General features: G+C 64.9%; 7 protein-coding genes. 4 read left to right on the top strand and 3 right to left on the bottom strand.

What is annotated here, in order from left to right:
• Nucleotides 1-342 (top strand): M24 family metallopeptidase (locus KZA10_RS01335; protein WP_218681964.1); only part of this gene is annotated, 342 nt, incomplete at its 5' end.
• 69 nt (nt 343-411) lie between these two features.
• Here the strand turns inward: KZA10_RS01335 and KZA10_RS01330 are convergent.
• The gene (locus KZA10_RS01330; protein WP_218681963.1) at nt 412-6,438 is read right to left on the bottom strand and encodes a GH92 family glycosyl hydrolase; all 6,027 of its coding nucleotides are present in this window, start codon (nt 6,436-6,438) and stop codon (nt 412-414) included.
• A gap of 194 nt (nt 6,439-6,632) precedes the next feature.
• On the opposite strand from KZA10_RS01330, the gene KZA10_RS01325 reads away from it, so the two are divergent.
• From KZA10_RS01325 to KZA10_RS01315, 3 genes are read left to right on the top strand one after another with little or no spacing between them, the layout of a single operon-like run.
• Complete coding sequence (locus KZA10_RS01325) at nt 6,633-7,643, top strand: LacI family DNA-binding transcriptional regulator (RefSeq protein ID WP_167497355.1); 1,011 nt, start codon at nt 6,633-6,635, stop codon at nt 7,641-7,643.
• Nucleotides 7,644-7,674: 31 nt separating this feature from the next.
• Nucleotides 7,675-8,049, top strand: a complete 375-nt coding sequence (locus tag KZA10_RS01320) for an HNH endonuclease (protein WP_218681962.1) — start codon at nt 7,675-7,677, stop codon at nt 8,047-8,049.
• Nucleotides 8,050-8,080: 31 nt separating this feature from the next.
• Entirely contained in the window at nt 8,081-8,527 is a 447-nt protein-coding gene (locus KZA10_RS01315; RefSeq protein ID WP_218681961.1) for a GNAT family N-acetyltransferase, read from the top strand.
• A 387-nt stretch (nt 8,528-8,914) separates the two neighbouring features.
• Here KZA10_RS01315 and KZA10_RS01310 read toward each other — a convergent pair whose 3' ends face one another.
• Together KZA10_RS01310 and KZA10_RS01305 are read right to left on the bottom strand one after the other, a co-directional pair.
• Entirely contained in the window at nt 8,915-10,042 is a 1,128-nt protein-coding gene (locus tag KZA10_RS01310; RefSeq protein WP_094451876.1) for a hypothetical protein, read from the bottom strand.
• Nucleotides 10,043-10,143: 101 nt separating this feature from the next.
• Nucleotides 10,144-12,786: TrlF family AAA-like ATPase (locus tag KZA10_RS01305; protein WP_256934248.1), on the bottom strand; the 2,643-nt coding region annotated here is incomplete at its 5' end.

Here is a 12,786-nt window from a genome sequence, read left to right as displayed (position 1 = left end):
GCGGTTCTCGTGCGAGCGCAGCAGGCGGCCGTGGATGCCGTGCGTCCAGGAATCACCGCAGCCGAGGTCGATGCCGCGGCGCGTAGCGTGCTCGCCGAGGCGGGCCTGGGTGAGGCCTTCCTGCACCGCACGGGGCACGGCATCGGCGTCTCGGTGCATGAGGAGCCCTACATCGCCCCGGGCAACGATCTGGTGCTGCGCGAGGGCATGGCGTTCAGCATCGAGCCCGGCATCTACTTCGCCGGCGAATGGGGTGCCCGCGTCGAGGACATCGTCGTGGTCACGGCCGACGGGGGAGAGCGGTTGAACGTCGCGCCGCACGAGCTCACCTCGGTGATCTGAGCCTCGCTCGATCAGCCTGAGAGGCCGCCCTCCCCGATCACGGGGAGGGCGGCCTCTTCTCGCAAGGGGTCAGGACTCCATGCGGCGCCGACGGGTCACGAGCACACCCCCGGTCACCACGAGCAGGAACAGGATCGCGATCACCGCGGCCGGAACCGCACCACCGGTGCCGGCGAGACCGCCACCTGCGCCCGCCGCGGCCGTGACAGTGAGGTCTCCTTGTGCTGTCAGTCCTGTGCGTGCTCCCACGGCGATCAGCGTGTGGTCACCGACCTCCGCCTTTGCCGGGATCGTCACCTCCACGCGGAACGCACCGTTCGCGTCGGCGACGACCTCAGCCAGGTGGAGGGGCTCGGAGTGGAGCGTGAGCGAGATGGTCTCTCCGGAGCCGAATCCCCGCCCCGTCACCTGCACGGTGCCGCCTTGCGCCACCGTGCTCGCTCCGATCACGAGCTCCGCCTGCAGCACCGGGGTGTCGCGCGCGTCGATCGTGAGCGGTGACGACTCCGAGCCACGGTAGGCCGTCTCGTCGGACGGGATGAAGCGCGCCACGTAGGTGTGCACGCCCGAGGCCGCAATGGTGACATCGGCAGTGGCCGTACCGCCGGTGACCTCGGCCGAGCCCACGACATCGTCCCCCTCGAAGAAGTCGACCTTGCCGGCGGCACCCGCAGGCTTCACCGTCGCCACCAGGGGGATCGACTCGCCGGCAACCGGATCGTCGGCCCCGGCCGCGAGCGCCACCGAGGTCTTGCGCGGGGCCTGCGGATCGGCAGCGACCAGAACAGAGGCACGAGCCTCGACCTGAGAGACCTCGCCGAGCGCGATCACCGGGTGGGAACCATCGATCGCATCGACCGGCACCATCAGGTCGGCATCGAGACGACCGCTCTCGTCGGCCGATGTCTGTACCGGGGTCTCATCGTCGATGCGGATAGAGACGTTCTCCTTCGGCGCGAAGCCCGTTCCGGTGATCGTCAGGGTGTCGCCCGGCGTCGCCGTGGGAGTCACCTGGATCTCGGGTGTGTACTCGGGCTCGGGATCGACGACCGCGATCTCGAGTTGCGCCCCAGCCGACCGCACCCCGTCGTCCGCCGTCACCGTCACCGCATAGGCGCCGGCGACGGAGTAGGTGTGGGTGCCGGTGACGGCGCCGTCCACGATCGAAACCGGCGCGACGGGTGAGCCGTCTCCCCAGTTCACGACCGCCGAGGTCTCACCCTGTCCGCCCGCGATGACGGCGAGGGACGCCTCGAACTCCTCGCCCGCGATCTGCTCTCCCACAGCGGCAGCCGTGACGCTCAGCGGCTCCATGGCCGCATGCTCGCCATCGGAGGCGATCGCGAAGATGTGCACGCGTCCATCGTTGAGCGAGCCGGCCTCCTTCGGCATCGTGAGCGACTCGACGACCTTGGCGACACCGTCCTCGTCCACCGCGAGATCGATCGGAGCCGTGGCATAGATGGCGGTGTTTTTGACCGACCCCTCAGCACCGGTTCCCGAGAGGCGTCCCTCCGAGACGGCGAGCACGGTATTGCTCTTGTACGGATTCCCTGATGCACCGACCCAGTCGCCGAGGCTGATCGTCACCTGTTGCGTCGAGCCGTCGGTGAAGTGCAGCGTCGCGATGGAGTCGCGATTGCTCTCGGTGGCCGTTCCGATGAACGCGATCTGCTTCGCGCCGCTACCGAACGACACCTTGACCGTCTGTCCTTCACCTGTGATGTTGTCGGGAGCCCCCGCCGGGATCGCCGGGAGGTCGTAGGTCAGCGTCGTCCCGGGGACCGTGAGGGTCTGACCCTGCACGAACCCGTCGGCGTTGATCTTGTCGCGGAAGTAGCCGTGGCCCTGTGAATCGCAGTTCGCAGCCGTGACACCGAGGTCGCCGATGCAGACGTTGTTGAAGGCGCCGTTCAGCGTCTCGTCTCGGAACACGGTGACCGTCGCGGTGGTCTGAGCCACCGCACCTGCCGAGTCCCGCACCGTGACGGCGGCCGAGTAAGTGCCTGGCACCGTGAAGGTGTGCGGCGCACTCACCTTCCATCCGCCGAGGTCGTCGCGCATCAGCTTCACCTCATCTACCGGAGCGCCATCACCGTAGTCGACGGTGACGGTGTAGCCGGAGGCCTCGGTCTCCGTCCCGACCACGGTCGCGAGCGGGCCGGAGAACTCGCGGTCGACCGCCACACCCTGCGGCGCACCGGGCGCGATCGACAATCCGTCTGCCGCCGAGGCGGAGGCGAAGAGCTCGATCTCCGACAGTGCCAGCGTCGCCGCATCCGTCTTCAACGTCACTCTCACGCTCGTGTAGCCATCCTGGTTCGCGGCCGTGAAGGGGCGCGTCTGCGAGTCCCACGTGAACGACTCACCGGAGCGACTGTCCAGCTCGGTCCACGTGCTGCCGTCGAGCGAACCCTCCAGCTTCCAGCTGGACGGGGCATTCGTCTTCGCCGCGCTGGTGAGCGTGTACTGACCGATGGAGACGGGTCCGGACTGCGAGGTCCAGACGAGCTCGGCGGTGTCGCCCGAGAACGAGACCTTCGAGTTCATGCTGTCGTCGGCCAGAGCACCGACGGGGGTGCCGTCAGTCGCCGCCAGAACTCCGCGGCCGACCTTCGTCGCATCCACCAGCGTGGTGGGCACGTCGAGCTTCTCGTCGAGGTCCTTGGCGCCCCAGGTCGAAGGCGTCGCGCTCATGGTGAAGTCGAGCGTGCCGCCGTCGCGCACCAGGTCGCCGTCGAACGTCGTCTCGGTGATCGCCGTGCCATTGATGCTGGCGCCTGCGACGTACTTGTCGCCCGCGGATGCTCCGGGAGCGTTGATCACCAGTTCCTTGTCACCGATCGAGAGCGTCGCACTGTCGAAGAGCGGTGAGCCGATGGTGTAGTCGCCGGAGCCGACCTCGAGCGGGTAGAAGCCCAGCGCCGAGAACACGTACCAGGCCGAGAACTCGCCGTTGTCCTCGTCGCCCGGATACCCCTGGCCGATGTCGGAACCCACGAAGAGACGGTCCTGGATGTCGCGGATCAGCTCCTGCGCCCCCGACGGGTCACCGGCTTCGGCGAGCACGTAGGGGATGTGATGTGCGATCTGGTTCGACATGCCGAGCATCCCGAGTCGCACGTCGCGCGCTTCCCTCGCCTCGTGGATGCCGGAGTAGTCGGCCTTCTCTCGCGTGGTGAGGAAGTCGTGCATCACGTCGACGAGTCCCTGGCGCCCGCCGTAGAGGGCGGCCAGGCCGTCCACGTCGTGCGGAGCATGGAACCCGAAGGTCCACGCGCTCGCCTCCGTGAAGGCACCGCCCCAGGCCTTCTTGTCGAAGTCGGCGCCCGAGGTCCAGGTGCCGTCGGCATTGCGGGAGGTGAACGTGCCCGCCTCGGGGTTGTACATCTCGACGTAGTGCTCGGCGCGCGCCTCGAAGTACGTGGCTTCCTCCTCGAGCTGCGCCACGCGATCGGCCGGGGTGTTCGGGTCCTCGGAGAGGGCCTTCGCCATCTCCGAGATCCCGAAGTCGTTGATGTAGCCCTCGAGGCCCCAGGATGCGCTCTCGTGCGTCGTCTCCTCGGTGTACCCGAGGAAGATCGACTGGCCGAGGCCCTTGCGGCCGACGGCGTTGGATGCCGGGAGCACCGTGGCGTTCTTGACCGCGGCGTCGTACGCCTCGAGTGCCGTATCGGTGCTGAGGGCGCCGGCGAGATACGCTTCCGCGAAGGCGACGTCGGAGCTCGTGCCGGTCATGAGATCCGCATAGCCGGGGGAGGACCATCGGGCGACCCAGCCGCCGTCGCGATACTGCTGCACGAAACCGTCGACGAGCTCCTCTGTAACCTCGGGGTAGAGCAACGAGTACAGCGGCCACGCGGTTCGATAGGTATCCCAGAAGCCGTTGTTCACATAGACCTTGCCGTCGACGATCTTGGCGTTGGTCTGGGTGTCGCTGGCCTGCCCGGTCGTCGCCGACACAGGGCTCGCGTATTTGAAGACGGGGTCTGTCTCGGTACCCGTGTTCTCGAACTGCGAGTTCGGGTACAGATTCAGTCGGTAGAGACTCGAGTAGAGGGTGACGAGCTGGGTGTCGCTGGCCCCCTTGACGTCATGCACGACGGAGAGTCGCTCGTTCCACGCATCCTTGACGGCGGCATGCGCCTCATCGAAGGAGACGCCTTCGACCTCGAAGCCGTGGTTCTTCTCGGCCTGTTCCTGCGAGATGAACGACGACGACAGCCGCAGCTCGACCGTGCGGTCGCTGGTCGTATCGAATGCCGCATAGCGCGCGGTGGCGTTGCGGTTACCCACCGTGGTGGGTCCCGCCGCGGACGGGGCGCGGTCGAACGTGCCGTAGACGAACATACGCGTGCGCCCCGGCCACCCGGATCCGCCGTCGACCCAGCCGCTGACCGTGTCGCCCGAGATCGTCAGCTTCGACGAGTCGACGAGCTGGTCGATCAGGATCGAGCTCGCATCACCTGCGAACTCGAACCGATAGATCGCGCCATGATCGGTGGCTGTCACCGCAGTGCGGATGCCGTTGTCGAACGTGACGTCGTAGATGTCGGGGCGCGCGATCTCGTTCTCGTGCGAGAACGTGAGCCTGCGGTCGTTCAGATTCGAGGTGGGATTGGCGTTCGCGGCGGGAAGAACGGCGATCTGGTTGCGATCTCCCATCCAGATGCTGGGCTGGTGGGAGAAGCCGATGCCGTTGAGACCGGTCCTGTTCTGCGCATTGTTCGCGCGCTGGTACTGGTAGATCGTCCCGACGTTGTCGGCGTTGGTCATCGGTGTGATGAAGTTGAATCCGTTGGGCCAGGCGGTGGCAGGCAGGTTGTTCCCGCGCGAGAAGCCGCCGGTCGAGTTCGTGCCCCGACGGGTGTCCACATAGGAGACGAAGCCGTCCGAGGTGTCCCGTGCGGCGGCGACACCGATCTCGACGTCGTCGAGCCAGCCCGTGAAGGAGGTCGCTCCGGTGGGCACCTCGATGCCCTTCACGTCGGATCCCGGGTGGTCGTAGGTGAACAGGATGTCGTCGATCGTGCGCCCCTCGAACGAGCCGAGGTCGACGGTCACCTTGTTCCACTGGTTCGGCCAGAGCGCGTTCGAGAGTCCCTGCTGGCGCGCATCCGTGCCGTATCCATAGGTGTCGACGGCACCACTCGCCGAGAGCGTCGTACCGTCGTCGAACGCGAGGTCGACAGCGACGAACGTCGCAGCATAGGTCTGCTCACCGTCGAGCACAGGGAACACGAGGTAGGAGAGCTCGCTGTCCGCAGCCACGTCGATGTCGACGTCGCTGTACAGGGTGCTGGTCGACGAGGCGGGCCCGTCGGCCAGATGGCGGCCGGAGTACTGCACGGCCTTGGTACCGGTGAAACCGACGCCGGTCTTCGCGGTGTCGGATGCCGTGGGGCCGTTGCCGATGGCGAGGCGCAGATCCTGCGCGACAGGAACGCCGTCGGTCGCCGTGAGGGGCTCGAAGTCGGCGAGCTGAACGAGTCCCGTCGTGGCGACGCGGGTCTCGAGGACCTCGAGCCGGTAGTACTGATATGCGGCGCTCGGAGCGGCGAGGTCGAAAGTGCGGGTCTGGCCGCGACCGGTGAACATCTCGTCCGTGCGCTCGTCGACGGTGGTCCAGTCGGTGCCATTGTCGGATCCCTGCACCCGGAAGTTCTTGGGGTCGCGCTCGGGGGCATCAGCGCCCGACGTGAGCGTGTAACGGAGCAGGGGCTGCGCAGCCGTGAGCTGGTACCGGATCCAGCCCGTGCGTGCGAAGGCGAGCCACTTGGTCGACGCGTTCGCGTCGGCGGCGAACGTCGCGGCCTCGTTGGGAGGATTCTCGGCCGACGCGGTCACACCGTTCGGCGCGATGCTCGGCAGCATGCTGCCCGGCACGAAACGGCTGCCGGTCACATTGACGGGCTGACCCGTTCCCGTGAGCACGGGGGCGGCATCGGCAGACTCGAATGACGATGAGAAGGCGCCTCCTGCGGCGGCTGCCGCCGGCATGGGCGTCAGCATCGCGAGGGTCACCGTCAGGGCTGCGCCTGCAGCGATCCAGCCGCGGCTCAGGGGTCGTTCTCTTCTCGGACGGGCAACCGTCATGATGTGCTCCTCAAACTCCACCACTGTGTGTCGTTCGCCTGTCGCAGATGCCGGGTGAGCCTGCGCGGGGCGGTATGACATCGCTGTCATATGATGAGGAACCTATCACAGCGGTCGCGGCGTGGGGAAGGTGCATCTCCTGTCTCCGCACGCGTCATAATGAGCAGATCGCTCGAAGCGCGGCAAGGAAGACGATGAGACCAGAAGACGACGGGGTTGCCCCTCGCCCCACGCTCGCGCAGGTCGCCGCCCGTGCCGGGGTGAGTCTGAAGACGGCTTCGCGTGCGCTCGGCGGGGAGTCGTATGTGAGTGAGAAGACCCTCAACAGCGTGCTCGCAGCGGCCGCAGATCTCGATTACCAGCGCAACGCCGCCGCCAGCCTCCTGGCCAGTGGACGCCTCGCCGACTCTATCGGTCTCATCACCGGCGACTTCACGAACCCTTTCTACTCGGCACTCGCACAAGCCGTCGAAGACGAGATCCGACCACGGGGCATGCACCTGTCCGTGGCGAACTCGCGCGAATCCCCGGAGCAGGAGAAGCGCGTGGCGCTCGACCTCGCCGATCGTCAGACGAAGGCCGTCATCACCGTGTCGTCGATGGTCGACCACAGCGACTACGCGCAGTTGCAGACTCGCGGCATCCCGGTCGTCTTCGTCGACCGTCCGGCTGAGAACGTCGCCGCCGACTCCGTCGTCTTCGACAATCGCGAAGGCGGTCGGCTGGTCGCACGGCACCTCATCGAGCGCGGCCACCGGCGCATCGCGTTCATCGGCGACTACGCCTGGCTCCCCACCTACCGTCAGCGCCTCGCGGGTATGGGCGATGTCCTCGACGACTCCGACGTCCAGTGGCGCGAGTTCCTCCGAACCGACGCGCACGCCGTCGCCTCATCCCGCGCGAGCGTGCGCGAGCTGCGCTCTCTCGACAACCCGCCCACCGCGATCGTCGCGGGCAACAACCGGGTGCTGCTCGGCGTCATGGAGGAGATCGCTGAGAGTGACGCACCACCTGCCGTGATCGGCTTCGACGATCCGGAATGGGCTCGAGTGCTCGGCATCAGCGTCGTGTCCGGCGAGGTCGACGAGCTCGGCCGGATCGCCGCCCGCCTCGCCGTCACGCGCCTCGCCGATCGCACACGCGAGCCCGAGAGCGTGGTCGTGCCCATGCGTCTGATCCCTCGACGGTCCACCGACCCGCGCTGACCGCCGCTCCCCACCGCGATAACATCGGGCCATGCGCCGCCGCCGCAAGGTCTCTTCCGCCAATGTGTCGCCGGCGACCCGTGCACGCTACGCCAAGCGCCGACAGAATCGGCTCGCGCGCGTCGACAACGACCTCACCGACGAGCAGTGGTACGACCTCAGGGAGGCCTGGGGCGGATGCGCCTACTGCGGCGGCGAAGGCTCCGCTCTGCAGCGCGACTGCATCCAGCCCGTGTCGCGCGGCGGCCGCTACACGCTCCAGAACGTGGTCCCGGCGTGCGCCTCCTGCAATGCGAGCAAGCATAACGACGAGGTCACCGCCTGGCTGCGTCGCAAGAAGCTCGATGAGCGCACCTTCCTCGTGCGGCACGCCACGATCCTGCAGGCACTGCGTCCTGTCGAATGACGTCTCCGCCCACACTCGCTACCCTCGACTCATGACGACGATCGCGCCGATCACTGCCGACGACCGCGCCGAATGGGACGCCCTGTGGAGGGCATACCTGGCCTTCTACGAGACCGACCTGGATGACGCGACCACCGCGGCGACCTTCCGAAGGCTCGTCGACCCCGGGTCCGGCATCCGCGGAGCGATCGCGCGCGACGACCGCGGCGCCGCGGTCGGCATCGTGCACTGGCTGACACACCAGGGAACGTGGACGATGACGGACTACTGCTACCTCGAGGACCTCTTCGTCGCTCCCGGGGTTCGTGGCGGCGGAGTCGGCCGGGTACTGATCGCTCACGTACGTGCCTGGGCCGAGCAGCACGGCTCAGCGAAGCTCTACTGGCTCACGGCGGAATCGAACACCACCGCCCGCGGCCTCTACGATCGCGTCGCCTCCCGGTCGGGGATGATCCACTACGAGATCGATCTCGACTGACAACGCAGGAAAAGAAGAAGCCCCCGGCAGGTGCCGGGGGCTTCTCGATCCTGTGGACGCGGGTGGACTCAAACCGAACACCTGGCAGAGGCTCGATCGGCTCAGTTCCGCGTGGAGTCAGGCGAAACACGCTCTCGACAACGGGCCGGTCAGTGCCGCTGATGATAAGCCGGGGGTGGTCGCGAACCCTAGGAGACGAGCTAGAACACCCCTCACGGAGAGCCAAGTGGACGCTATCCGAACTGCCCGCACGAACGGCGAGAGCGTGGTCTCCATCTGCCGCAGGTTCGAGATACATCGGATGACTGTGTGGACGCACACCAAGGACTTACTGTGACGTCACGGGCCGGAGTATCGGTGAGCAGGCGCCCCGCTTCAGGCGAATGCCTATGAGTCCCCCAAGAGCCTGCGGAACAGGTTCGTGACACTATCGGGATGGTCGATCTCGTGGTCCAGGTCGGCCTTGAGCGCGGCACGAAGCTCAGGCAGGTCGGGTGCGGCGTACGCAGGGCTCTCCATGAACGAGATGACTTCGCGGATCGCTGCATCCCACCACTTCTGCGTGCCCCGTTCACCGCGCTGTGCACGGCGATCCTTGAGTAGGTCTTGCCAGACTCGCAGCTCCCAGGTGTTGCGGTCTGCCTCAAGGGAGACCTCGCCGGAGAGGAGCTCACGGAGCCGAGCCTCCAACTGATCCGCGCGCTTGGACTTGTGCTCCCACGTGTCGACAGTGAAGTTCCACCAGACCTTTCGCCGTAGCCGCATGACTCTGTACGCCAGGTTCTGAGTGGAGTCGTCTTGGATGTCCTCGACGACTCGCTGAAGCTCACGAACGATGCGTTGTACATGCTCGACTTCGTAGGACACGGTGTCGGCTGAAGACGCAGCGGAATCTGCGGAAGATGAAGCGGACTCTGCCGCGTCTGCGGCGTCTTGTGTGGTTCTGGTCAGCGCCAGGATTGGTGTAGCGACGTTGTTTTCGATCCCTTCAGCGATCTGGTCGACCTGGCTGCCCACGGCACCGACAGCTGAACGAAGCTCATCACTGACCTGGCGGAAGCGCATCGCGAAACTACCCGCTTCGCGGTCCAGGTAGATGCGTAGCAGCTCCTCATCTGTCAGCGCGCGCGTGGACCGGCCCTGCCGAGTTTGGCGACGGCCCTGGTCATCGAAGTGTGGTGGCATGGTCGGGCGAACCTCTACGCGGACGAACGGCGTTGGCTCGGCTACGCCCTCCTCCACGATGAAGACTTCGACCGGGACTGGTCGTGTCTTGCTCGCCACATCTTGGATACGGGACACGGCCTTGTCGAGACCTCTGGGCAGTCCGAAGGGTTGCCCGTGCACGAGCCCCGTGGTCTTGTCCTCGACCTCATCTACCCCGACGAGAAGGTGGGCGACCTCACGGTCCGGTTCAGCGGCCACCCAGTTTGCGAGGGCAGCGAGTAGGCCAACCGTGACAGCTTCAACGTCGCGCTTGAACTCGTAGCGGCCTGACTCGCCGAGCGCAAGCATCTGCTGCGCAACCGCACTAATCTCTTGGTGTCTTGAAGGCTCAGGCTGGTCCGTCATGATGCTGCCTTCGCAGCGAGCAGCGATGAAATTGGCATGCGCTGTCAGAAGTCGTAGAGGCGTTTTCGTGCATCGAACGCCGCACGTCCGCCTTCGAGCAGGTCTTCCGCGTACTTTCGGACCGTCGGGTCGTCGAGCGATCCGACGCCATCGGCTACCGTTCGCCCGTGCTGTCCATCGGCTTCGAGTGTCACGACCAACTCGGCGTCTCCAAGCACGGGAACATTGGCATTGTGCGTACTGACGATCAGCTGCCGAGTTCCCTTCAAGGATCGCAGCTTCTGGACAACTCCGTCGTAAACGAATCGGTTGTCTAGATCGTCCTCGGGTTGGTCGATGACCAGAGGGCTCATAGACGCTCCGAGCAGGAGCAGCAGGAGGGCAGTCGCTCGCTGGCCCTTCGACAGGTCTTCAAGGCGACGCCAGGTCGCTGGTTGACCTTTGATGGCGACGTTCAGCTGCACCTCCACGGCCAATCCGACGGTCTGCTCTTCGAGCTCTCGGAACAGAGGTTCCCCGCAATCGACGATGGCTTTCGCCTGAGCTCCAGTGATGCTGAGCGCAGAGATGGCGTCCAGGCCTGATCGCGCTGCCGCCACGAATGACGCGACGCTGAAGTCATCTTGATCGATGGCCGAGAATACTTGACCGCGCTGGGTCGAGAAGTGTTTGGAGATTACCGCTTTGATCTGGCTTCGATCCGGCGAGGCGATCGGCTTCACTATGACAGCACCCGCAGTTGCCTCGTTTGAAGCTTTGATTGCCTTCTTCAGATCGGACGCGGTTTTCTTGTCGATGTCGGAGAGCTGGCGGAGCATCTTGGCGCGCGCCTCCAGGAGCTTCCTCTTTTCTTTATCGAAGATGGCCCGCTTTTCCGCTCGCTTCTTCAGCCGAATCAGATTCGACTGCAAGGTTAGGTACTCATCAGGCTTGTGCCCCTGTTCGACCAACTCTCGTAGAACGGCCGCGACACCGTCGCTCTCGGTCTTGGTGCCGTCTTTCCAAGCCTGCTCGGTCGCTTCGATCTTTTTCTTCGCATCGTCAACGGAAGAACGCGCCGTTGCGGCAGTCTGCTCCAGCGCTTTGGCGAGCGCATCTAGCACTGGCTTGAGTTGCTGCAAGGTACCTTTACGTGGAGACTCCTCGACATCAGCGAGTTCAGCGCGAAGCTCTTCGGTCAGGGCTTCAAGTCCCCAGCCGCTAATGAAGTCCTCAACTTGTTGGACTCGCTCGGACGCCTCGGTGAGCACCGCCTCGTCTTTGTCTAGCCGAGTCTTCTGGTCGAGCTTCGCCGCAAGGTCGGTCTTCTCGAAGGCTTCCATGCTCTCGGTAAGGCGCGGGATATCTGCGAGTTCGTTCTCCAACGCTTCGCGATCCCGCTCATGTTTCGCGAGTTCGTCCCGGTTGTCGGCCAGGTCTTTCAGAAGCTGGTCTCGTTCGGCGGGCGATGCTGGCTTTCCTGCCACTCTCGCGACCAGTTCGGCCATGAGGTCTTTGTCTTGTGCCAGTTCGGCGAGTTCGTGTTGACCAAAGATCTCAAGGTTGCCGACGATGTCGCGTGGTCGCTGACTTGTTTGCGTTCCGCTGGAGTCGCGGACTATTGCCGGGTTGTTGGTGGTGCGTTCGATCGTGAAACGCGCGGGACTCGGAGTTACGACGTCTACAACAAGCGAGACGACCGTTCCAGCGCCGAGCACGTTCTTGACCATGTCTTTGTGGTCATCGCTTGATGTCTGGCCAATAGGCGAAATCTCCAGCACATAGCGGAGACTTTCGATAGCAGTGGACTTACCGGTGCCTCGACCGCCAATGAGCGCCGTGAGGTCTTCGGCAAGATGAATCTTTTGGCCATCGAGGTAGCCGCCATCCCATGAAATTTCTCGGAGCAGCACGCGTGACGTCGATGCCGGATCGACTGTGCTAACTCGCGTCTCCGGCGTCTTCACTGCGTGGCGCAGTCCAAGCAAACTCGGACTACTCATCTTGAACCAAGTGCTCGCACCGGCAGAGGCCAGCGTCGCAGGGTCGGATACATCATCCGCATGGATGGCAACGAGCGAGTGCGGCCGATCGTAGGGCCTGGTGCCCCTGAGGATCTTGGCCTGATCGCCAAGCGGGGCTGCGGAAGGGGTGATGCCAATGGCGAGCAAATCTGGGTGCTTGACCATCTCAGCGAGAGTATCGCCTTTGGCACGACTCAGGAGCCCGGCGTTTGCGACGTTGGCATGTGCCGGAATTACCAACGCGCCCTGCGCGCACATATCCGTCAGAATGTCGCCGTAAGACTTTTTCGTGGTGCCCTTCGCCGCACCGGGCGTCAACCCACAAGCGCCGATCGCTGCAGTGATCTGCTCAACCGCTGTGCCACGTTCGAATATCACCAGCAAGTGGATGCCTTCAGAGGTGTTGGCCTCGAAGCCAGGAAGCGCGACGATGCCTGCCGCTTCCACGTCAACGATGAGCTGAGACGCACTACTCGCGTTCCAGTGGTCCGTGATCGCGATTAGCTCGATCTGCTGAGCTTTGAGTTCGGCGATCAATGCAGCGTTGTATGTTGCCTCATCGACGAAGGTCTTAGAGGGCGAGGGGTTGCCGATATATCCGTAGGGGTTCACCTGCAGAGCCGCACGAACCCAGCGCGCACCACGCGGACCGTCGGTAGATGTTTGTGTGTCGTTCACTTCAAC

The organism is Microbacterium sp. BF1 (genome assembly GCF_019279095.1).
Lineage (GTDB): Bacteria > Actinomycetota > Actinomycetes > Actinomycetales > Microbacteriaceae > Microbacterium > Microbacterium maritypicum.
The sequence above is the reverse complement of the archived record's forward strand: the minus strand, read 5'-3'. Positions and strand labels throughout refer to the sequence as shown.